At 62.7% G+C, this 22,904-nt stretch carries 21 protein-coding genes; 6 read left to right on the forward strand and 15 right to left on the reverse strand.

Annotated elements, in window-relative coordinates:
* Positions 1-77: 77 nt before the first annotated feature.
* Complete coding sequence (locus BN2476_RS14020) at positions 78-467, reverse strand: hypothetical protein (RefSeq protein WP_143810961.1); 390 nt, start codon at positions 465-467, stop codon at positions 78-80.
* Between the two features lie 462 nt (positions 468-929).
* On the opposite strand from BN2476_RS14020, the gene BN2476_RS14025 reads away from it, so the two are divergent.
* From BN2476_RS14025 to BN2476_RS48155, 4 genes are all read left to right on the forward strand, one after another.
* The gene (locus BN2476_RS14025) at positions 930-1,478 is read left to right on the forward strand and encodes a fimbrial protein (RefSeq protein WP_087734781.1); all 549 of its coding nucleotides are present in this window, start codon (positions 930-932) and stop codon (positions 1,476-1,478) included.
* A 64-nt stretch (positions 1,479-1,542) separates the two neighbouring features.
* Positions 1,543-2,301, forward strand: coding sequence for a fimbria/pilus periplasmic chaperone (locus BN2476_RS14030; protein WP_087734782.1), 759 nt, complete (start codon positions 1,543-1,545; stop codon positions 2,299-2,301).
* Positions 2,302-2,478: 177 nt separating this feature from the next.
* Positions 2,479-5,019, forward strand: a complete 2,541-nt coding sequence (locus BN2476_RS14035) for a fimbria/pilus outer membrane usher protein (RefSeq protein ID WP_500043641.1) — start codon at positions 2,479-2,481, stop codon at positions 5,017-5,019.
* 36 nt (positions 5,020-5,055) lie between these two features.
* On the forward strand, positions 5,056-6,270 hold the full coding sequence (locus BN2476_RS48155) for a fimbrial protein (RefSeq protein ID WP_235850822.1): 1,215 nt from the start codon (positions 5,056-5,058) through the stop codon (positions 6,268-6,270).
* A 488-nt stretch (positions 6,271-6,758) separates the two neighbouring features.
* On the opposite strand, the gene BN2476_RS14045 is transcribed toward BN2476_RS48155, so the two are convergent.
* From BN2476_RS14045 to BN2476_RS14060, 4 genes are read right to left on the reverse strand one after another with little or no spacing between them, the layout of a single operon-like run.
* Complete coding sequence (locus BN2476_RS14045; RefSeq protein WP_087734784.1) at positions 6,759-7,826, reverse strand: 2-aminoethylphosphonate aminotransferase; 1,068 nt, start codon at positions 7,824-7,826, stop codon at positions 6,759-6,761.
* A complete protein-coding gene (gene aepY, locus BN2476_RS14050; protein ID WP_087734785.1) occupies positions 7,826-9,022 on the reverse strand; it encodes a phosphonopyruvate decarboxylase in 1,197 nt (398 codons plus the stop codon). Before aepY ends, BN2476_RS14045 begins: the two co-directional genes overlap by 1 nt.
* Positions 9,019-10,728, reverse strand: a complete 1,710-nt coding sequence (gene aepX, locus BN2476_RS14055; RefSeq protein ID WP_087734786.1) for a phosphoenolpyruvate mutase — start codon at positions 10,726-10,728, stop codon at positions 9,019-9,021. The genes aepY and aepX overlap by 4 nt, the downstream gene beginning before the upstream one ends.
* A complete protein-coding gene (locus BN2476_RS14060; RefSeq protein WP_087734787.1) occupies positions 10,725-11,486 on the reverse strand; it encodes a phosphocholine cytidylyltransferase family protein in 762 nt (253 codons plus the stop codon). Before BN2476_RS14060 ends, aepX begins: the two co-directional genes overlap by 4 nt.
* A gap of 297 nt (positions 11,487-11,783) precedes the next feature.
* Between BN2476_RS14060 and BN2476_RS14065 the strand changes: the two genes are divergently transcribed.
* Positions 11,784-12,557: a DUF4148 domain-containing protein gene (locus tag BN2476_RS14065; RefSeq protein WP_143810962.1), complete on the forward strand. Its 774-nt coding sequence runs from the start codon at positions 11,784-11,786 to the stop codon at positions 12,555-12,557.
* A gap of 41 nt (positions 12,558-12,598) precedes the next feature.
* On the opposite strand, the gene BN2476_RS49700 is transcribed toward BN2476_RS14065, so the two are convergent.
* The 9 genes from BN2476_RS49700 to BN2476_RS14110 form a co-directional block, all read right to left on the reverse strand.
* Positions 12,599-13,015, reverse strand: coding sequence for a DUF3331 domain-containing protein (locus BN2476_RS49700; protein ID WP_369122649.1), 417 nt, complete (start codon positions 13,013-13,015; stop codon positions 12,599-12,601).
* 41 nt (positions 13,016-13,056) lie between these two features.
* A complete protein-coding gene (locus tag BN2476_RS14075; RefSeq protein ID WP_087734819.1) occupies positions 13,057-13,419 on the reverse strand; it encodes a BON domain-containing protein in 363 nt (120 codons plus the stop codon).
* 79 nt (positions 13,420-13,498) lie between these two features.
* Positions 13,499-14,953 carry an alginate export family protein gene (locus BN2476_RS14080; RefSeq protein WP_087734789.1) on the reverse strand — a complete coding sequence of 485 codons (1,455 nt, stop codon included), beginning with the start codon at positions 14,951-14,953 and terminating at the stop codon, positions 13,499-13,501.
* Positions 14,954-15,091: 138 nt separating this feature from the next.
* On the reverse strand, positions 15,092-15,829 hold the full coding sequence (locus tag BN2476_RS14085) for a YoaK family protein (protein ID WP_087734790.1): 738 nt from the start codon (positions 15,827-15,829) through the stop codon (positions 15,092-15,094).
* Positions 15,830-15,931: 102 nt separating this feature from the next.
* On the reverse strand, positions 15,932-16,831 hold the full coding sequence (locus BN2476_RS14090) for a glyoxalase (RefSeq protein ID WP_087734791.1): 900 nt from the start codon (positions 16,829-16,831) through the stop codon (positions 15,932-15,934).
* A 24-nt stretch (positions 16,832-16,855) separates the two neighbouring features.
* Complete coding sequence (locus BN2476_RS14095; RefSeq protein ID WP_087734792.1) at positions 16,856-17,302, reverse strand: DoxX family protein; 447 nt, start codon at positions 17,300-17,302, stop codon at positions 16,856-16,858.
* 1 nt (position 17,303) lies between these two features.
* On the reverse strand, positions 17,304-19,196 hold the full coding sequence (locus BN2476_RS14100; protein WP_087734793.1) for an amidohydrolase: 1,893 nt from the start codon (positions 19,194-19,196) through the stop codon (positions 17,304-17,306).
* Positions 19,193-19,528, reverse strand: coding sequence for a XapX domain-containing protein (locus BN2476_RS14105; RefSeq protein WP_087734794.1), 336 nt, complete (start codon positions 19,526-19,528; stop codon positions 19,193-19,195). The genes BN2476_RS14100 and BN2476_RS14105 overlap by 4 nt, the downstream gene beginning before the upstream one ends.
* 83 nt (positions 19,529-19,611) lie before the next feature.
* Complete coding sequence (locus tag BN2476_RS14110; protein ID WP_087734795.1) at positions 19,612-20,265, reverse strand: hydrolase; 654 nt, start codon at positions 20,263-20,265, stop codon at positions 19,612-19,614.
* Between the two features lie 178 nt (positions 20,266-20,443).
* On the opposite strand from BN2476_RS14110, the gene BN2476_RS14115 reads away from it, so the two are divergent.
* Positions 20,444-21,364, forward strand: coding sequence for a LysR family transcriptional regulator (locus tag BN2476_RS14115; RefSeq protein ID WP_087734820.1), 921 nt, complete (start codon positions 20,444-20,446; stop codon positions 21,362-21,364).
* Positions 21,365-21,623: 259 nt separating this feature from the next.
* On the opposite strand, the gene BN2476_RS14120 is transcribed toward BN2476_RS14115, so the two are convergent.
* The gene (locus tag BN2476_RS14120) at positions 21,624-22,319 is read right to left on the reverse strand and encodes a hydrolase (RefSeq protein WP_087734821.1); all 696 of its coding nucleotides are present in this window, start codon (positions 22,317-22,319) and stop codon (positions 21,624-21,626) included.
* Between the last annotated feature and the right edge of the window lie 585 nt (positions 22,320-22,904).

The raw sequence follows: 22,904 nt of genomic DNA on the forward strand, positions 1-22,904 counted from the left end.
CCGCGTTTGCACACCGGGTTCCAACGTGGTCTGCCGTCGCCTCGTCGATGAGAAGCATCGACGCCAATCCATTCGATTCAGTTGTACTGGCTCACTACCGTGACACGCGGAGCGACGGTGGATTTCACGCCCGCCGCGGATGTCAGCAACAGCGCGCCGCCCGCACGTCCAACGTGATATTCACCGTTCCGGTCGGGCGCCGTCTTCTGGCCTGAGCCGTCGGCAAAGACGGACGTCACGGAACCAGAAGCGGCGGACCCTGTACGCGCCGCTGCATTCTGGACTGGCTCGATCGACACCTTGGCGCTCGGCCTGCTGTCGGCGAGAACGGCGAACGTCACGGTCGTCGCCGATGCGTCGGCGCCGAATCGGGATACGGTTGCCGCGACTCGCGTCACCGACGCATCAGCACTCGCGGCCATTACTTCGAAAGGCGGCTCGACCACCGAGCCGATAAACGAAATCACGCCGCCCTCTGCCGCCGAGACCATCGCAGATGCGCAGAGCGCTGTGGCTGCGACCGTCGCTCTGACAATCGTCCCCCAGTTCAGTCGATCACTCTTCCCTCTCGCCACCATCACGGCCTCCTCTCGAATAAGCCCTACGAAACAGTAGGGGTCATCGTATGCCTTACGGCATCTTTCGAGAGTCGACAACGATCAAATGATTGGCCACCGAACGGTGGCGAACGGCCGCACCCGTCGACAAGCATCATCGCCCGGAAACTTAGGAATTTTTCTATTGGGCTCGCCAATTTTAATAATTGTTCTATAGAGCCTGAGTCTGCGCGCCGATACGATGCGTCAACTCTTGGGCAATGCATGGCAATTCCGCTGGCAGGCGCCGAGGAGTGTGGGATCCGGGCGGCGTTCTAACATCGAGGTCCGCCTTGGCTCATCAATATTCTTCGACTCACAAGACAACTAACTATGAAAGTTAAGCTCTTCACAGCTCTGATCATTGCCGCTGGCACCATGGGTTCGCAATTCGCGCACGCTGCTCCCGACGGCACGATCACGTTCACCGGTGCAATCACGTCCAACACCTGCAAGATCAACGGTGGCACGGCGCCCCAGAACTTCACCGTGACGATGCCGACGGTGTCGACGACCACCCTGGCGGCCGTCGACCAGACCTCGGGCCGCACCGGCTTTCGCATTGCACTGAGCAACTGCACGGGCACGGGTAACGTGCACACCTTTTTTGAAGCCGGCCCCACCGTCGACCTCGGCACGGGCCGCCTGATCAATGCAGGCACTGCCGGCAACGTGCAGGTCGAACTGCTGAACAAGGACGCGAGCGTCATCACGGTCGGTGCATCGGACGGTATCGGCGCGGGCCTGCAGAACTCCAAGTCGGTCCCCATCGTGAGCGGTGCGGCCAACCTGGACTACTACTCGCAGTACCACGCCACGGTGGGGGCCGCCGGCGCTGGCTCCGTGTCCGCGACCGTCACTTACGACATCTCGTATAACTAATCGACTCTGCGGGGCGACGCCTGATCGAAGGGCGTCCCCCTGCTCTTCAAAGCTGGATGCTGCAATGAAAGCCAAGGGAACGATCCAATCCGTGCTGGCTGCCGGGATGCTCGCACTGGGCCTCATCGGGTCGCTGGGCGCGCATGCGTCGGTGGTAGTCGGTGCTACACGCGTCATCTTCAACTCGCAGGACAGCGAAGCCACGGTCAAGATGAGCAATGAGGGCAAGCTGCCCGCACTGGTCCAGTCGTGGGTGGACACGGGCAACGCGAAGGAAACTCCGTCCTCCATCGAAGTGCCTTTCACGATCATGCCGCCCGCCGCGCGCATCGATCCCGCCAAAGCGCAGACCCTGCGAATTCTCTATACGGGTGAGCCATTGCCGCAGGACAAGGAATCGGTCTTCTGGCTCAACGTACTGGAAGTGCCGCCCAAGCCGACGGGCGAACTGGCCGACGTCAACAAGCTGCAACTGGCTTTCCGTACGCGCATCAAGCTTTTCTACCGTCCGGCCGGCCTCAAAGGCGCAGCCGCCGATGCACCGGCACAGCTTTCGTGGCGCATCACGCAATCGGCGAAGACGCCGGCGATCGAGGCACGCAACCCGACGCCTTACTACGTTTCGTTTGCCAGCCTTGAAGTCAGCGCGGGTGGCAAGACCCTGAAAAACGACGACGGCGGCATGGTCCCTCCCGGCGCAAGCGCGGTGTTTCCTCTGGTGGGCGAAGGCATTCCTGCGGGGGGCGCGAAAGTTCACTACCGCGCGATCAGCGATTGGGGTGGCCCCATCGACGGCGAGGCTCCGTTATCCGCTGCCAACTAGGAACAGCCGGGAAGGACACGTCGTAACCGGCTGCTGACCTTCACCTCACTCCGAACAGCCTTTTTATGCAGCTGCCACAGCTGCAGGGCGGGCTGTTGCCCAGAATTCTGAGTCGACTGTATGCATTCGTATCGAAGTACTTGCCCGATCCCGTCGCGCCTCAGTCCGGTGAGTGCGGTGGCGCTTTCCTTGTTCTCCAGCGTCGGTGCATGGGCGGCCCAGCCTGCGCCGGCCGATACGACGGTCGCCTCGGTCGAGTTCAACGATGCGTTCCTGCATGAGCAGGGCGGAACGCGGCTGGACGTCTCGCGCTTCAATCAGGGCAATGCTGCGGCACCTGGCATCTACCGCGTGGACCTGTACGTCAACGAGGTCTGGACGGGGCGCTCGCAGGCCGTGCTGCGCAAGATCGGACGCGGCGACGTACAGCCTTGCTTTGACCGCGCGATGCTGGAGCACATCGGCGTGGACGTGGGCAAGCTCTCGCCGGAGGCCACCGCACTTCTCGCGGACAACGCGGGCAGCGCATGCGCGCCGCTATCGACGCTGATTCCGGGCGCCACCGCCGCGTTCGACAACGGCGAGCAGCGCCTCGACATCAGCGTGCCGCAGATTGCGATGAGCCGTGCGGCTCGCGGCTATGTCGATCCGCGCTATTGGGACGACGGGGTGCCTGCCGCGCGTGTGCAGTACAACGCCAACGCGTATCGCTCGGACGGCGCGGGCGTTTCGTACACCCAGGCCTACGTGGGCCTGAATGCCGGCGTGAACATCGGCCCGTGGCGCTTTCACCATGACGGCAGCCTCGTCTACAGCGACCATACAGGCACGCAGTACCAGGCCTTGCAGACGAACATGCAGCGCTCGATTGCGCCGCTCAAGAGCCAGCTCGTCATCGGCGATGCGTTTACCGACGGCTCGATGTTCGACAGCTTCGGCTTTCGCGGCGTGCAACTGGCCAGCGACGACCGGATGTACCCGGAGTCGCAGCGCGGCTATGCACCGACCATTCACGGCATTGCCAACAGCAATGCGCGCGTGCAGATCCGCCAGAACGGCAACATCATCTACGAAACGACGGTGTCGCCGGGCGCGTTCGAGATCAACGATCTCTATCCGACTGGCTATGGCGGCGACCTTGAAGTGATCGTGACGGAAGCCGACGGCAGCCAGCGGATCTCGCGCGTTCCGTATGCGCCGATGGTCAATGCGCTGCGCCCGGGAACGACGCGCTTCAACGTGACCGTTGGCCAGTATCGCAGTCCTTCAGTGCATATCGCACCGGGCGTTTTTCAGGCGACGGTCCAGCACGGTTTCAACAATCTGCTCACTGGCTATGGCGGCGTGTTGCTGGCGCAGAACTATGCTTCTGCGCTCGTGGGCGTCGCATTGAATACCGGGTACGGTGCGTTCGGGCTCGACATCACGCATGCCACGACGGGTCTCACCAACGAACCCGGCCGCAACGGGCAGAGCATACGGATCTCATACAGCAAGCTGGTCGCGCCCACCCATACCAACCTGACGCTCGCCGCCTACCGCTATTCGACGCGCGGCTTCCTTGGCCTGTCCGACGCGATCGCGCTGAAGGATCTTGATCGGCAAGGCCTGGGCTTCGCGATGGGCGGGACCGTGCGCGGACGTCTGCAACTGATGGTCAATCAGGCTCTGCCTACGGGCTATGGCAGCTTCTATCTGTCCGGGTCCACGCAGGACTACTGGAACCGTAGTGGCCGCGATACCCAATTCCAGGCCGGCTACAGCAACAGCTACAGGAACATCAACTTTGGTGTTTCGGCGTCCCGTCAGCTCAACATCAACAGCGCGAAGTGGGACAACCGCGTGATGCTCACGCTCGGCATCCCGCTGGGCAAATCGCCGTATGCGCCTTACGCCAGTACCAGCCTGACGAAGGATTCGTCGGGCGTCGTGAGCATGCAGGAATCCGTATCCGGTTCGCTCGGCACGGACAACGCGTTGTCGTATTCCGCGAGCGCAGGCTACAGCGGCGGCGGCGGGATGGGCAGCAATACCAGCGCGGGCCTGGGCGCCAGCTACATTTCGTCGGCAGCGACGTTGACCGGCAACGTCAGCAAGGGCAGCAACTACAGCCAGGTGGGCGCGGGCATGTCCGGAGGCATCGTCGCGTACCCGGGCGGCGTCGCGTTCATGGCGAGCATGGGCGACACGCTGGCCGTCGTGGAAGCAAAGGACGCGGCGGGCGCGCGCGTGCTCAACGGCAACGGCCTGCGCGTCGACCGCTGGGGCCATGCCGTCGTGTCCAATCTGACGCCGTTCTCGCGCAACGAGATCGAAATCGATCCGAAAGGGCTGCCGCTCGACGTCGAATTCAAGTCGACGATACAGAACGTCGCGCCAACGGCGGGCGCCGTGGTCAAGGTGAAGTTCGAGACCGACAATCCGGGCCGCGCCGCGTTGCTGCAAATCAAGATGCCTGACGGCAAGCCGCTGCCGTTCGGCGCGGAAGTGACGGAACCGGCGGGACAGATTGTCGGGACGGTGGCTCAGGCCGGTCGCATTGTGGTGCGCGGCCTGAAGAGCGACAGCGGAACGCTGACGGCGAAGTGGGGACCGGGTGCGAACGAGACCTGCACGCTGGGTTATGCGCTGCCGAAACTGGTCGACGCGAAGAGCCGGCTTATCGTGCGCGTGCCTGCCGAGTGCAGGTTCGAGCAGATGGCGAAGGCCGCGTTTTGACGCCGCCTCTTATATGACACCATGGATGCAAAGGTCATGAGATTCAACGTATCGATCGACACTCAACGCTCACGTGAACGCCTGCACTGGTTGAGGTGGCTGCGGATAGCCGCGTTCGTCTGGCTGGGCGTGCTGGCTCACGGCGAAGCGTCGGCACAGGCGCTGATGACTTGCACAGGGCCTAGTCCGGGCTCATTTGCCATCACGCTGCCTAACGATACGTACGCCGTACCCCGAGATGACGCCAGTACCGGGCGCCGCATTGGCCCCTGGACGCCGTTCTATGTTGCCGGCACCAATGTCTGGTCCTGCGACGTCCCCTCCGGCCTCGTGGCGCCGCCCACTTACTACTGGAGCGCCTCATTTCTTTCGCTGCTGACCCCGATTGGCAGCTATACGGAGAATGGGATCACGTTTCCGTTGTTCAAGACAAACGTCGACGGCATTGGCATCGTCATCGGCAGCTCGGTTTACGAGACGATAACGAGTAATCCAGGCGTTATCTACCTTACAGGCTGGACCAATGACTTCAGCGGGAGAATCAATGGCTACCCGGTTGATATTAGCTGGAGTATGGGTGGCGGGCTCGGGTCCCTAGACTATTCTTCCGGAGGCCCCTCTTACCACTACCCGCAGACGGGCATGCCGATCGGCTTCAAGCTGAATTTCGCCTTCGTCAAGTATGGACCTGTCACCGGGGGTACGATCAACCTGCCAGGTACGATCGTGCAGGCAGGCGTGTCGGTGACTACAACTCCAAATCCGCTTACCAACTACGTGATGGCGCCGCAGCAGATCGCCAACGTCACACTGGTCGGCGGCCCAACCTTCGCCCCCGTGGCTTGCGCGACGCCCAACGTCACGGTGCCGATGGGCACGCACTCCAACACCGAGTTCTCCGGCGTCGGTCCGATCTCGACCGCTCCGGCGTCGTTCAACATCAGCCTGAACAACTGCCCGGCTGGCATCAACAGCATCAAATACGAAATCGATGCCGTGACCACGATCGTCGATGCCAGTCAGTCAGTGGTGGCGCTTGATAGCGCCTCCACCGCGCGTGGTGTCGGTGTTCAGCTGCTCGACGCCAATGGCAATGCGTTACCGCTCGCCACGCAACAGACGCTGCCCGGATACAACACGTCCGGCGGCAGCTACACGATTCCGCTGAAGGCGCGGTACTACCAGACTACGGCGCCCGTACTCGCGGGCACGGCGAATACGGTGATGACTTTCACGATGAACTATCAGTAGAGGTGTGGTCGCACGCAACCATCGTCCGAACGCGGGCGGTTGCGCGCACATGCCCGCATCTTGAATTGCAAACTTGAAGAGGATTAGCGATGAAAACCCAAATCAGTGTTCTGATGCTTGCCGCCGTCGCGGCGCTGGCTACCGCCCCGGTGTTCGCCGGCGGCGCGATTATGACTGCGCCAGCAGCGAACACCAGGCCCGTCTTTCCGCCGGTGCCCGTTGGCCCAAGCGTATCCGGCGCTAGCGCTGGCGCATTCAGCGGAGGCACGACGGGACCCGCTGGAGCACCTGCCGCTGCATCTGCGGCAGCCGTCCGTCCGACGCCGCGTGGCACGCCCTTGTCGAATAGTCCTTCAATCTAGCGGGCTGCCCTCGTCGCGTGCAACCAATGTGACGGTCGCGAGACGGGAGCGCGACGCTACATCTGGCCGAGACCGTAGCGAACTGATCTCGCGCTTCGGAGCGGCCGGCAACGTAAGCAACGCTGCCTACCGCATCAACTCATCAAAACTCGCCAGCAACCGCTCGATATCCGGCGCATGAATCGCCCCCATCGTCGAGATGCGGAACAGCTCCTTCGACAAGCCGCCCTGCCCCGCATAGATCACGAAGCCACGCGCCTTCAACGCATCGTGCAGCTGCTCATACGCGATGCCCTTCGGCAGTCGATACGCACGCAACACCACGGAACACTCCCGCGGCGGCAACACGCTTTCCATCCCACGCGCAGCAAGCCCCGCGCGCGCCTGCTCGGCGAGCGCCGCATAACGCGCATGACGCGCCTTCCAGCCGCCTTCGTCGTCGAGTTCGCGCAGCGCTTCGACGAGCGCGTAGTACGCATGCACGGAGGGCGTGAACGGCGTATTGCGCCGATCCTGCAAGCTCGCGAGACGCGCAAGCCCAAGGTAATACGTGCGGCTCGCGGCACTCGCCAACGCATCGCGCCGCACGATCACGAATGCCGCGCCCGGCACGCCGTGCAGGCACTTGTTCGCCGTCGCCGCGACGGCTGCAATCGTGCCTTCCGCAAAATCGATCTCTTCCGCGCCGAAGCTGCTCACGCCATCGACGAGCATCTTCACGTTGCGCGCACGGCAAACCTCGGCGAGCGCCTTCAGGTCGTTCAAACGGCCCGTCGTCGTCTCGTGATGAATCACGGCGACATGCGTGATCGACGTATCAGCGTCGAGCGCGGCCGCGATGCGTGCGAGGTCCGGCGCCTGCATCCATTCGTGCTTCACGATGCTGTGCGCGATGCGGTACTGCGTCGCGATCTGCGTGATGCGCTCGCCGTACACGCCGTTCTCGACGATCAGCAGCTTGCCGTTTTCCGGCACCAGCGCCGCGATCATGCTCTCGACGGCCGCCGTGCCCGAGCCCGTCATCAGCACCGCGCTCCATTGCGCGGGGTCGAGATCGTACAGCTGCACGAGACGCGCGCGCGCTTCGTCCTGCAGATCGAAGAACTCGCTCTCGCGATGGCACAGGTCCGTTTGCAGCAGGCTGTTGCGCACGCGCTCGGTCAGCGTGACGGGGCCTGGGTTCATCAGCAGCATCAGCGTGCTCCTTCGTTCGAGCCGGAAATGGCGATGTGGCGCATCAGGCGCGTCTTCACATCGGGCGGAGTAATGGTCGGGCGCGGCAAGCCATCGGGCGTGCCGCGGCGAATCGCGACGCGCACGAAGCGCGGACCGTCGAGTTGCGGCGACGCGAACAGTTCGTCGATCAGGCTCACGTCATCGCCTTCGACAGCCGATGCATAGCCGCACGCCGCAGCAACGCCCGCAAACGACACTTCGGGCGACACCGTCGACTGTCCGCCCGTCGAATCGTGCGCGCCGTTGTCGAGCAGAATGTGCGTGAGGTTCGCGGGACCGTATGCGCCAAGCGTCGCAAAGACGCCCATGCGCATCAGCGCGGCGCCGTCGCCGTCGAGCGCAACGACATGCAGGTCGGGACGCGCGAGCGCAAGACCCAATGCGAACGGCGTGAGGCAACCCATCGAGCCGACCATGTACAACTGGTTCGGCCTGTCGTCGATCGCGTAGAGTTCGCGGCCGCAGAAACCCGTCGATGCGAGCACGACCGTCGAATCCAAAGGCGTGTGCGCGATCACGCGTTGCAATGCTTCGTTGCGCGTCGGCAGCGCATCGGATGAGACGCCTCGCGACACGTCGCGCGACTCACGCTTTTCGCGTTTCGCTGCGCGGCCCGCGTCCTTCAGTTCATACGGCGCGACGCTGCCCTTCTGCATCACGAGCGCGTACGGACGGCCCGTCGCATCCATATGCGCGATCGCGCGATCGAGCGCGGGGCCGATTGCGTCAGCTTCCGTCGGGAACGTCTCCCACGGAATCTCCATCGTGTCGAACATCGCCGGCGTGATGGGGCCCATCAACTGATGCTGCGGCTCGTCGGGCACGCCCGGCTGGCCGCGCCACGTGACGATCAGCAGTTGCGGCAGACGGAACGTCCACGTCAGCGACGTAAGCGGACTCACGGCATTGCCGAGGCCCGAGTTCTGCATCATCGTAACGCCGCGCCCGCCGTTTTCCTGACCACCGCGCGCGCCGAGCGTGATGCCCGCGATAAACGCGACGGCATCGCCCTCGTTCGCCGCCGATACGTAGTGCAGCTTCCGGTCTTGCAACACGTAGTTGATGAACGGCGTGAGATAGGAGCACGGCACGCCCGCATACCAGTCGAAGCCACGCTCGCGCGCCGCCTCGACAAACTGTGCAGCTTCGATCATTGCGCCACTCCTCCCGCAGCATCGCCCTTTGCGAGCGGCGTCTGCTCGTGCGCGAAATCGCCCGCGCGACGGAAGTCTTCGAGGTCGTTCACGCCGCGCCAGTGGCCATGCACGTACTGCACTTCGATTTCTTCGCCGGCTTCGATCAGCGCGTTCAGCAGCGCGGGCATATCGAGCGAATCGAAATCGGCGCGCGCGCGCAGCGTGTTCATCACCGCCTGCAAACGCTCACGCCCTTCGCCGCGCACGTTCAGCAGACCGATCCAGCGGCCATGCGGTGCTTCGCCCTTCACGTCGGCTTCGTTGTTCGACACGCGGCGCAGCAGCACCTTGTTGCCGAACAGGCCGCGATCGTCGGCGGACGAGCACCACGCGAAATCGCGCACGCTCTGGTTCGCCGCGCCCGCTTCCGAAACCGTGGACGAATCGACGACCACGCTGAGCGGCGCTTCGCTTTCGACCAGATCGCGCACGATGTAGCTGCGGAACAGCAGGTCGCCGTACGAGATCACGGTATCGTTGTTCAAGCCGTTGACGGCGCATGCGAGCGACGTCAGCTCGCCCGTCCCTTCATGACGCTCGTTGACGACGAGCTTGATGCCCGCCGTGTCGATCGCATCGGCGCGATAGCCGCCGACCACGGTGATGTCGTTGACGCCCTGCTTCTTGAACGCATCGACGAGCCAGCGCAACAGCGGCTTGCCCGCGATGGGCAGCATGACTTTCGGACGGTCCGTCGTCACCGCTTCGAGGCCCTTGCCGCGGCTCGCGGCGAGCACGATGGCCGAGCCCGATGCGCGCGATGCCGACAGATAACGCTCTTCCGCTTCCGAGTATTCGTCGGCGTCCTGCAGACGGAAAATCTCGTTGACGGTCGCGATGCGGTCTTCGACGTTCACCAGCGTCTGGCTCGCGTAGATCTCCTTCACCACGGCCTGCATCGCCGACGTAGCCGCGCGAATCTGATGATTCGCCCAGATTACCGTGCTGATGCCCGCCTTGCGGAACACTTCCGTCGGCGTGCTGTAGTACTTGGTCGGCACGATGACGAGCGGACCGCGGCCCGCCCACTCGCGCGCGAACTCGAGAATCTCATCGGGGCGCGAGAGCTTGCTGTGAATCAGGATCGCGTCGGCGCCCGCCTGGCGATACGCTTCCGCGCGCTTCAACGCTTCGTCCATGCCCCAGCCCGCGATCAGCGCTTCGACGCGCGCGACGATCGAGAAATGCTCGTCCGTCTGCGAGTCCTTGCCTGCCTTGATCTTGCCGCAGAACTCGTCGATGTCGGCGAGCGGTTGCGCTTCGCCCTTGATGAAGCTGTTCGTCTTCGGAAACTGCTTGTCCTCGATGCACACGCCCGCGACGCCGCGCTGCTCAAGCTTGCGCACGAGACGGCGCACGTTGTTGAAGTTGCCGTAGCCCGTATCGCCGTCGAGCAGGATGGGCAGGTCGCTCGCGTCGGCCATGAATTCGAGCGTATCGACGACTTGCGTCCAGCTCGCCTCGTTGTTGTCGCGCACGCCGTATTGCGCGGAGATCGCGAGGCCCGAGCCCCAGATGCCCTTGAAGCCGGCTTCCCGCGCGATACGCGCGGAGATGCCGTTGTGGGCTTCCATCAGGAATTCGAGTTCGTTGCTCGTCAGCATCTGGCGCAGGCGCGCGCTGCGCGACAGCGTGGTGACGAAAGAGGGTTCGCGTGCGTTCATCGTGTAACTCCAATGGTGCGCTGAAGTTGCGGCAGAACTTCCTGGCTTGCGCGCGCAACATCATTGGGAAAATCGATTTCGATCCACGGCAGGCCGGTGACGTCGGCCGTCTCGAATGCGTGAGTGCGTTCGAGCAGCAGGTCGCGCACGGCTTCTTCGTGCGGCATGTTTGCGCGTCCGCTGTCGATATAGCCTGCGACGATCTGCGCGAAGCGCTCTGCCGCCGCTTGCGTGAAGCGGAAAAAGCCGACCGATTCGCCGATCGTGTCGTAGTCGAGACCCACGGCCAGCTGCTTGCGCAACTCGACGGGGACGCCGTGTTTCAAACACAGCTTCACGGGCTCGTCGCCTGCTTCGTAATCGCGGTCGATCAGCAGGCGGTTTGCGTGATCGCCGTCGACGAGCGCGGCCAGCATGCGCTCGTCGTAAAGCACGTCGGCGTCCATCAGCAGCACATCGCCGCCGCGCGTGAGCGCATCGGCGACGGTGTGCACGGTGAGCACGCTGCCGAGGTCGAAACGCGGATTGAGCCTGATCTCGGGCACCTTGCGTCCCGCCTGCTTCAGTTCGGCCTCGACACGTTGCGGCTGAAAGCCGAGCGCGAGCACGACTTCATCGACACCCACCGCCTCGAGCATCGACAGATGCCGTTCGAGCAGCGTGACGCCATCGAATCGCAACAGACATTTTGGAAACTGCTCCCCCGGGGGTTGCTGGAGTCGCAGGCCGAGGCCCGCGGCAAGAATGATCGCTCGCATTCGGGTTCCAGGGAAAAGAGTGAATGGTCTTTTGGCTTTTTAATCGGCACTCGAAATGGGCCTTACGCATAGTGCGCGTACGCATTCTGGCTCGCCAAAAATGGCGACTATATCGGAACTGAGAACGAATTGCAGAGCAACTGGCCCGCTTTTGGCAATTGATGGAATAAGAGTGAAAAATGTGGAAGTTTTTATCGGCGATGGCTTTGCAACGGTTGCTTTAAAGCATTGGCACGCGCATTGCTGGGCAAAGCATAATGGTGGGTTAGGAACGCACAGTTCGTCAGGAGGGGCGCGATGATCCGTCGAACGGACAGAATGGCCATTGCCGGCTTTGTCGTGATGGTCGTACTGGTCGTGGTGGCTCTTGCCCTGCCGATGGACAGCGACAGGCTTGCCGCCTACCGGTCGGTGTATGGCGACGAGAACTCGCGCAGTGCAAGTTCGTCGAGCGATGCGGACGAATCCGCGCGTCGCGCCGAGCTGCCTACGGCTGCGTCCGACGGCACGTCCGATGCCGATATCGCATTCATCCTCCAGTCGATACGCGCGAGTCTGCACCGCAACGACCTGACATCTGCCAAGGTGTTGCTCAACGCCGTGCTCTCGGTTCGCAAGGGACTACCTGAAGCATTGGAGTTGCAGAGGGAACTCAATGTGCGCGAGGCGAGAGAAGCGAAGGCGATGGCATCCATCGTTGCCGCTCCCGCAATCAGCGACGGCGCGCACGCCGCTCCGACCAGTCCCGCTAACGAGAAATCAGACCGTGCAGTGGCGCCGCCGGCTCAACCATCGGCACTCGTGCGCGCATCGAGTGAATCGGGTGACAGGCCGGAACAGAGCACGCGGCGCGAGCGGCTCGCGTCGGCCGACAAAACATCCGCAAAGACGCGACACGCCGGACAGACGTCGCGCCACCATTCGACCGCGCATGTTTCCAATGGGCGCCCAAAAACACGCGCCGAAGTCGTCGCCGAACTGAAGCGCGCTCGCACGAACGGATCGATGCCTCGCTTCGGCAATCCTTCCCCGTATGGGTCCGCGAGTTCGACATATCACGCCGCAAGGTGACGATGAGCACTCGCGCTTCTCATGCGCCCGCACAGCACAAATCATCGATGGCGCACGCGAGGATCATCCGGTTGTGATCGGGCGTGAGATAGCCCTGCTCGGTCCGGGGCCGAAAGATCTTGTCGCCATATCGAATCTGTCTGCCCGTCAACAGGCAGAGCGAATCGGTGCGCGCGCCCCAGCCGCCAGACCTGTTCCGAGTAACGGCCCATCCTCGCATCGCTCCAGCAAACGCTCACGGTTTCCGATGACAACCGCTCGACTACCGAAATACACGTCGGCCGAGGCTCCGCGTCGACTTCAGGTGCGCGCTCTTCCCGCATGCGGCGCTTCTTCAAACGGAACCGTTGCTTCTTCCCGCGCGCTGTGCCCGTTGCGGAATCCGGTGTGTGTGCATTGGGTATCAAGATGTCCAGCAACGCGCGTCGCCCGATGTCTTCTTCCGCGAGAGTGCCCATCACATTCCTCCGCTACGAAGCGTTTCGCTATCTGGCATTCATCAATCGTGCTGGATCGTCAGGTTGTTCCTGACCTCCGTGACGCCCGGAACTCCCTTTGCGGCGCTAGCCGCTCTGTCCAGCGCAGCACGGTTGGGCACCGTTCCAGTCAGCGTGACGACGCCCGCATCGGCGTGAACCCTGATGCCGATGCTGGTCAGATGCTTCGTCTTGCCGAGCGCATGATGAACGTCCTTTTCCAATTGGCGGTCGTTCACTTTAGTGGCTGTGGCCGTTTGCGTGCTGTCGGCAGGCGCCGCAGCGCTTGCGCCGTTCGGCGCGCCCGCAGTCTGCGCGAAGACGCTCGCCGATAGCGTCAGCACGGCGATTGCCCAAGCCCCTGTCATTGCGATCTTTGCGTTCATCGTTGCTCTCCCTCCGATCCACAGATAACTGCCGACACGCGGCATCACGCGATGACGCGCCGCTTCGCTTCCGATGCACTCACCATCCATACTTCAGTTCGACGCCCACGTAGTCCGCGTTACTGCCGCCCGCGTTTCGAATCGAATCGCCGACCTGGAAGTGCACCGCTTCGACGGAACCAATCAGGTTCGCCGCCATGGTCCAGTCGGCGCGTACTTGCACATACATGCCCGTCCACCGGCTGCCGTGTCCCGCCGTGCCCGGCACCACGGCATTGGCCTGCTGATACACGGCGTCCGCTGTCGTTTCGCGCCACTGGAAGCCGAGCGCACCGAGCAACGCGAGCTTGCTCGTGGGCTTCAATGTGATCGACGGCTTCACGTGGATGAGGTTCGCATAGCCCGTGTAGCCCGCGAGCGTGAAGTAGTACCCGTTCGGAAACAGCGGATTGAATGTCTCGACGCGTCCGTCGCCGGGATGCCGGTCGCCCGACGCCGCGTCGATCTGCACGCCCACGCGCGGGGCCCATGGAAGGTCGAGCGTGTAACCCGCGAGCGAGCCGACGGCCCACGCGCCGATCGTCTTGTTGCCGACGTGCCCGGACTGATACATCGACTCCACGTCCCAGTCGGCGCGGCCGACCTTGCCTGTGTATCGAAGGTCGAAGACGTCGCGATGCTCGTCGCCCGTTGCATCGAGGAAGCGCGCATTCGAGCGGTTGTACTTCGAGTAGTAGCCTGAAAGATCACCCGGCCCGACGCCCTGCCGCTCGAAGCGCACGCCGCTGAACGTGAGATGCCGGTTCGACACATCGTCGAACGTGGTCACGTCGCGGTACTGCACGGGCTGCGTCAGATATCCGATGAAGCGCCATTTGCCGTACTCGTAGTCCGCCCAGATCGCGTCATACGCCTGCCGCACGTTCGGGCCGTCGCGAACGGAGATGAAGCGCTGCAAGTCGAATGCCATCTCCTGGCGGCCGACGCGGAACTTGAACGTGCCGGGTCCCAGCGGGCTGACCCACGCGACGAAGGCCTGCTCCAGGTCGAGCGGATTCTTGTCGACGGGCGACACCGTATCCTTGCCGAACGGCCGCGCATCTTCGAGCTGCGCGAAGAACTGAAGATACGGGCCGATACGCGCATCGGCGCTGACCTGCGCGCGCTGTATCACGTAGGTATCCGAATGCCCAGTGCCGATGCCGAAGAGCGGCGCGTCGTTGACTTCGAGGCGCTCGCGCAGATTCGCGCCGAGCGACAGATACGAATGCGGATCGCCGCCGAGCGGAATGTACTTGAGGCTGTCCAGCGGCTGCCGGGGCACGCACTTGTCCGCCAGCACGGACCAGTCCTCCTGCCAGCGATTGAACAGCACGACGGGCCGCTTCGCGGTGCACGCGGCGCCTGCCGTATCGGCGGAGGCCGTTTCCTCGGTCGCCCGCGCACCGCCGCTCAACGCCAGGCCGGCAACGAAAAGGGCAAGGCACGCAACAGCATTCGTACTTGCGAACGGCCTGGACCACACACGCGTCATAGCTTCTCCGTGTCGTGAAAGAGGTGCGGTAGTTTTGCTCGCGACATTCATCAGCGCGTATTCGAAATGGAGTTCGCACTTGCCGTTCGATCAAAGGCGAACGGCCGCAATCAGCGTTCCGCGCCGGTCCTGCTTCGACTATTTCCTTGCGTTGGTCGCGGTCGTAGAGCCGGTTGGCGAAGGACTTATATGAGCGGCCATCTCCGTCTCTCCGCCGCGTGCGTTGAATGCGAGCCACACGAGCACGACGAACGGCAGCAGCAGTGCCCAGAACCCGACATGCCGATACGCGAGCGCGCCTGCGATCGCGCCCGCAGCGAATGCGAGAATGGCCGGCAGCATCTTGCCCAGACGCGTTCGCGCCACGGCTTGCGCATCGGATGGCGCGCGCGGCGAAAGCACGTCGATCGCATCGAGCACGGCTTGCGTGACGTTGCCCGTCATCACGGTGTTGGGCACGCCGGGACGCGCGACGAGCCGGCCGTGCGCATTCTGCACACCCATCGCCGCCGCGCCGACCATCCCGCAGGCGATGACGGGCGTGCTGTCCGAATGAACGACGGGCGAAACGCCGACACCCGCAAGGCAAAAGACCAGCATCAGCGCCGCCTGCACAGCATAGAGAAGACATGCGGCGCGATTGGGCGTCGCAGGTTCCATGCTCTTCACGAGCAGGCTGCTGACGACCACGCCCGCAACGAATGCCGGGAACGCCATCAGCTTCATGAACACGCCCTGGCCGAAGCCTGCCGCCTCGGCGCCGATCAGCACGAAGTTCCCCGTGACGTGCGCAGTGAACAGGCCGAAAAGCGCGACGAAGCTGAGCGTATCGACATAGCCTGCGATAGCGGCGAGCACGCTGTCTTCAGATTTCATCGATCATCTCCCGCCGTTGGGCTGACGCCGGAGCAAACGGCGCATGCACGCGCGCATGCATCCGCGTCCATCACGCAGCGCATGCCCGCGTTCTCGCATGCGTTACTGCGCCGCTGCATGAATCTCGGCGATATAGCCGCCGGGGAACTGCACGACGGCCGCTTCACGTTTGTCCGAAGTGAACGGCGCGACCAGCACCGTGACGCCCGCCGCCTTTGCCTTCTGCAGCGTGTCGCCGAGATTCGACACTTCGTATCCCGTCATCTCGTGGCCGTACGGATACGGCAAGTGGCCGTCCGTCACCAGCACGGTCATCCGGCCGAAGCCCGACTCGATACGCACGCGACGATACGTATCGTTGGGCCGGCCAATCTCGACACCCGGCGCCGTGCGATCGTCGGAGACCACCTTGCCGTGCGAAAAGGCCACGAAATTGCGGATCAGCGCATCGGCGCGTTCCGGCGATACATAGACGCGGTTCTCCGGCACCGTCTGCAGCGCATCGTAGTTCGGCGCCTTCGTGTGCCAGTAGAGTTGCATGTTGACTCCGCCGGGCCACGAGACGATCGCATCGCGGCCGATCGGGTCAGGGAACGTCGCAACCGTGACATCCGCGCCATGCGCCTTCGCCGACTTCACGGCCGCGTCCATGTCGGTCACGAGGTAGCCCGTGCGCTCGTTGCCGAACGGATACGGAACAGGCGTCTTGAAGCCGAACACCGAGATCGTGCCGACGGGCGTGAAGACGAGTTGCGACATCGTCTGGCTCGGCGTCGGCGTCACCTGAAACACGCCTTGCTGCGACTTGTGGCCGCCGAAGGTCGCGACGAAGCTGTCGGTGAACTTGTCGAAATCATCGGGCGCGACGTAGACGTGCGTGGTGTCGTATTGCGGCCCGACGGAGAGTTGCGGAGCCGCCGCCGGCTTAGCGGATGCAATGGACGATGCGGCAAGACCGACGGCAACAAGCGTCGTCACAATCAGGGAGCGGAGGTTACGCATGATGGTGAAGGTCCTTTAAGGTCTTTATTGAACACCGGCATGACCGGAAGAATGTTGAACGCCGGCAAGGCATGTCGCCATGACGAGCGCGGCGATCAGTCCAAGGTGTTCGAAGAAGGCGTTCAACGCAAAGAAGTGCGCGTCGCCCGTCAGGTTCCAGAAGTCGTTCGCGACGAACATCGCGATGGCCGTCAATGCGCCCAGCGCGCCCGCGCCGAGCCACACGAAGCGGTTCGCGATCACGCACGCCGAGCCGCCAAGCTCGACGACGATCGCGAGCGCTGCCCACAGCCATCCCGGGTGCAACCCGAAGTGCTCCTGCTCGAGCACAGCGCCATGAAAGTCCGCGAGCTTGGCCAGACCGCCGATCACATAGGCGGACACGAGCGCCGTGCGTATGAGCATCAGCAGCCAGGGCTGCGCGAGCAGCGCCGCGATCCAGTGCGGATTCCCTTGTGCGCGCGCGTTCATGTCAGACCGCCCAGCACGCGCAGCCGAGCGCGCCCCAGAACGAGCGCAGGTCGGATGCAGGCGCGTTGTTCGACCAGGCGCGCGCGTGGTCGTGGCCGTGCACCGCGCATCCGTTCGAGCAGCCGCACGACGTCGCCGCTATCTGCTGCAACGAAGCCTCGCCTTCGCCCTTCAAGTCTTTCCACGCAGCGAAGCCGCCGAAGCGGCGCACGGGCGACCAGTCGGGCATCGCGGGCGGCGGCGCGTTGTCGTCGAGATCAGCGAACGCTCCCGCGCCAAAGACGACGCGGCCACCGACAATCGTCAGATCCGACACGGTGCTCGCGATGTCGTCCTCGGGGCACGCGAAGAAGTCGCGATCAGGAACGATCAGATCCGCCAGCTGGCCCACTGCGATCTGGCCTTTCTTGCCTTCTTCGTTCGAGAACCAGGTGACCTTCTCGGTCCACATCCGCAGTGCCGTATCGCGGTCGAGGCGATTGCGCTGCGGATAGAGCCGCAGACCGCCGACCGTCTTGCCCGTCACGAGCCACGCAAGCGACACCCACGGGTTGTACGACGCGACACGCGTCGCATCGGTGCCCGCCGATGTGCGCACACCTTTCTCCAGCATGCGCGCGACGGGCGGCGTCGCCTCGGCTGCCGCTGAGCCATAACGTTCGACGAAATACTCGCCCTGATAGGCCATTCTGTGTTGCACCGCTACGCCTCCGCCAAGCGCCGCGATACGGTCCATCGAACGCTCGGAGATCGTCTCGGCGTGATCGAAGAACCAGTGGATGCCGTCGAGCGGAATGTCCCGGTTGACCTTCTCGAAGACATCCAGCGCGCGGCTGATGGTCTCGTCATAGGTTGCATGCATGCGCCAGGGCCAGCGGTTTTCGGCGAGCACGCGCACGACTTCTTCGAGTTCGTTTTCCATTTGCGCCGGCATGTCCGGCCGCGGCTCGCGGAAGTCCTCGAAGTCCGCTGCCGAGTACACGAGCATCTCGCCCGCGCCGTTATGACGGAAATAGTCGTCGCCCTGCTTGTACTTCGATGTCTTCGTCCAGTTCAGGAAGTCCTGCTTTTCCGCCTTAGGCTTCTGCGTGAAGAGGTTGTACGCGAGACGCACGGTCATCTGTCCATCGTCCGCGAGCTTCTGGATGACTTCGTAATCGTCGGGGTAATTCTGGAAGCCGCCGCCCGCATCGATCACGCCCGTCACGCCGAGCCGGTTCAGTTCGCGCATGAAATGGCGCGTCGAATTGAGCTGATAGTCGAACGGCAGCTTCGGCCCTTTCGCGAGCGTCGCGTAGAGGATCGACGCGTTCGGCTTCGCCAATAGCAGACCCGTCGGGTTGCCGTCGCCGTCGCGCATGATCTGTCCGGCCGGCGGCTCCGGCGTGTCCTTCGTATAGCCGACCACGCGCAGCGCAGCGGCGTTCAGCAACGCGCGGTCATAGAGATGCAGGATGAAGACGGGCGTATCGGGCGCAACCGCATTCAGCTCGTCGATGGTGGGAAGCCGCTTCTCGGCGAACTGCTGCTCGGTGAAGCCACCGACCACGCGCACCCATTGCGGCGGCGGCGTGATGGCCACCTGGCGCCTGAGCATGTTCATCGCGTCGGCGAGCGAGCGCACGCCGTCCCAACGCAGTTCCATGTTGAAGTTCAGGCCGCCGCGCACGACGTGCGTGTGATTGTCGATGAGTCCCGGCAGAACGGAACGTCCCTTCAGGTCGATCACCTTCGTCGCGGCCGTCGCCATCGACATGACCTCGCCATTGTCGCCGACGGCCACGAACTTGCAGTCCTTGATCGCGACTGCGCTCGCGTTCGGGTTCGCGCGGTTCAGCGTCGTGAAGCGGCCATTGTGCAGGATGAGGTCAGGGGCTGTTGCGGATGCAATCATGAGCGTTTTTCCTTGATATCGGCGCGATCGGCGTTATCGGCACCTTCGGCACCTTCGGCACCAGCGGCATTTGCGCGGCCAGCCTGCTCGACGGCATGACGGCTCGGCAGCATGCCGAACACGTGCGCTGCACTGCGCGCTTCGTTCCATGCCGTCGAAAGCGGCGAGCCCGAAAGAAGATGCTTGCCTATGGGAATGACCTGCTCGCCGCCCAGAATGCCGAGCAAGCCCACGAGCGCGACGAGCGGCGGCGCCGGCGAACGCACATTCAGCAGGCTATAGATGACGCCGACCAGAATGCCGGCGCCCAGTGACAACACATACACTTTCATCGACTCACCTTGCTTGCATCGTCGGATCATCTAAAAGAGCGGCCGGCGCGCGAACGCGCCAGCCTTGCCACTGTGACGCGAGGTCAGTGACCTTCGCTGCCGCCGAACATGGTCTTCGCGTAGATCAGGCCGAGACCGTAGCCGCCGCCGTGCTGGATCGACGTCGCCACCGTCTGGTTGTACGTCTCGCTGCGCGCCCAGTCGCGCTGCAGTTCGAGCAGGTATTGCAGCGAGGTCATCGGACGCGCGCCTGCCTGCACCATGCGTTCCATCGCGCGCTCATGCGCTTCGTCGGTCACGTCGCCGCACGCATCGGCGATCACATACACTTCGAAACCCTGATCGAGCGCCGACAGCGCCGGGCCGACGATGCACACGCTCGTCCACAGACCCGCAAATACGATGCGGGGCTTGCCGATTGCGTTGACGCGATCGGCAATGCGCTGGTCTTCCCATGTGTTCATCGACGTGCGGTCGATGATGTCCGCTTCCGGGAACACCGACTTGATCTCATCGAAGATCGGGCCTGAGAAAGTCTTCGACGCCACCGTGGTCAAAATGGTCGAGACCGAGAACTCCTTCGCGGCCTTGGCCACGAGCGCGGCGTTATTGCGCAGCGTCACGGGATCGATCGACTTCGTCGCGAAGGCCATCTGCGACTGGTGATCGATCATGATCAGCGTGTGATCGGACGGCGAAAGCAGCAGTTTTCCGGGCTTTGCTTGAGCTTGAGGCATCGTGTTCTCCAGGTTGAATCAACAAACGTGACGTTGCGTGATGAAGACCGTCCCGCGTTGCGAGCGCCATCGACATTCATGAGCGCCTTCGCAACGTCGATTTCGGAGAAGCGATAGTATTTGACCTCCTCAACCTAATAAATAGAATGGAATGAATAGATTCCATTCCAATCTTTTCATGCCCTCTCTACCCGACCTTGAAGCCTGGGCGATATTCGCCCGCGTTTCCGATCTCGGCTCGTTTGCCAAAGCGGCCGAATCGCTCGGCATGTCGCAGCCCACGGTATCGAAGGCCATTGCGCGGCTCGAACAACGGCTCGGCACGGCACTGCTGTACCGGACATCGCGCCGCCTGTCATTGACACCGACAGGCGTGATGGCTCTGGAACGCGCGGTCCGCATCCTGAACGAAGGCGAAGCAGTGGAAGCCGAAGCGTCGGCGCAAGCGCTCACGCCGCACGGTACGGTGCGCATCACCGCGCCGATGTCGTTCGGCCTCAAATACTTGACGCCGCTGATCCCCGAATTTCTCAATCGCTATCCTCACGTCGACATCGACCTGTCGCTCACCGATACGGTGATCGATGTCGTCGCCGAAGGATTCGATGTTGCACTGCGTATCGCCGAACTGCCCGACTCTTCGCTGCGCTCGCGCAAGCTGTGCGCGGTGCGCCGGCCGCTTGTCGCAAGCCCCGACTATCTGGCCCGCCACGGCCGCCCGACGCATCCGCAAGAACTCGTCGATCACACGTGCCTGATCTACACGAATCTGCCGACGCCTGGCCAATGGCGCTTCCGTCACGAGTCGGAAGGGGAATACGTGGTGCCCGTGAAGGGGCGAATCAGCAGCAACAACGCCGAGGCCATCAGCCCCGCACTGCTTGCCGGACAGGGTCTGGCACTGCAGCCGGAGTTCGTCGTCTGGGATGCGCTGTCGAGCGGCGCACTCGAAGAAGTCTTGCCCGACTGGCAGATCGCGAGAGTTCACCTCAACCTGATTACACCGCCTGGCCTTCTCAGGCCCGCACGAGTGACCGCGCTGCTGGACTTTCTCGTCGAATCTCTCGCGAGCGCACCCTGGGCGTACTCGGAAGAATGACGTCCCATGAATGCAGGAGCCGATAACGCTAGTTGTCGTTCCTCGCATGCACTTACCCGTCGACACGATCCGCCGAGTCATCCGGCTCATCCTCCGTCGTCATCGAAATCGCTGCAACCAGACGCCGCCGTTCTGACTCGATGATGGCGTCGCCCCGTCAGCTCCATCGACACGCAGCGACAAGCGGGCAGAAAGTGGCAGGCGAATGCGGCCCGTCACTTCTCTGTGCTTCATCGCCGCGTTATTCGCGCGCTTGCTCTTACTTCGCGACAGGCGCCGGCACGGGCGCAAGTACTTCGTGCTTGTCCTTCACGCGTTGAGCCGCCTTGTGGACCATCGTGTACGCGTAATCGACACCCATGCCGTATGCGCCCGAATGTTCCTTGACGATCGCCATCACGGCATCATAGGTGTCTTTGTGAGCCCAGTCGCGCTGCCATTCGAGCAAGACCTGCTGCCACGTCACGGGCACCACGCCCGCCTGAATCATGCGCTGCATCGCAAAGTCGTGCGCGGCCTTCGACGTGCCACCCGATGCATCTTCGACCATATAAATCTCGTAGCCACCTTCACCCATCGCGCATAGCGCAAACGTGTTGTTGCAGACCTCGGTCCACAGGCCGGACACGACGACTTTCTTGCGGCCGTTTTTCGCCAGTGCGTCACGCACTTTCTGATCGTCCCATGAGTTCATCGACGTGCGTTCGAGCAGCGGATGATTCGGGAACACATCCAGCAATTCAGGGTAGGTATAGCCGGAAAAGCTCTCGGATTCCACCGTCGTGATCGTGGTGGGTATGTCGAATACCTTTGCCGCTTTTGCCAGCGCGACAACATTGTTCTTCAGTACCTGGCGGTCAATCGACTGGACGCCAAATGCCATCTGCGGTTGTTGATCGATGAAAATGATCTGACAGTTGGAGGGCGTCAATACTTCAAGCTTTGGATTACTCATGGTGTGATCCATCCGCGTTTCGATAGAAGAGAAGGACCGCCCTGCCCCCAGGATTCAGGCAAGACAGGATTGCTGTCGTTAGCCCGAGTAGTCTTCCACGTAGGCAACGAGATTCGAAGTGTATGACATGGATCGCCAGATATAAAAACTATTTCGCACGTTCCCGAAGAAGATGACAGAGGAAAGAAATTGAGCAGCATGTTCTTCTGCTTTTTGCACCCTAAAGGTGATACGGAAAGAGACCACTAAAGAAATCGAATCAATTCATTTCCAAAACATGCATGCACGTCATGCCCTCTTTTCATCGCGCTTTAAACCCGATACTCTTTCGCGTGCCAGCAGTCATTGGCGTGGCGGAACGATGCATCTGCGCATCCAGCCGTCAGAGGAGCGTGGCATGTCGTCTGTACGATGCGATGCCGACGAGTCCGACGTTTGCGAGAAGACTCGCGCCAGATGACGAGCGTGCGTTCCACACTGCCGGTGTGTTGCGCGTGCAGTGCGTTGCGCATCACCTTCATCCATCCGCCAACATGAGTGGCGACCCGTTGTCGCCGTTTCCTATCACCCCAGCGCTTGCGATGA

The organism is Paraburkholderia piptadeniae, from assembly GCF_900007165.1.
Classification (GTDB): domain Bacteria; phylum Pseudomonadota; class Gammaproteobacteria; order Burkholderiales; family Burkholderiaceae; genus Paraburkholderia; species Paraburkholderia piptadeniae.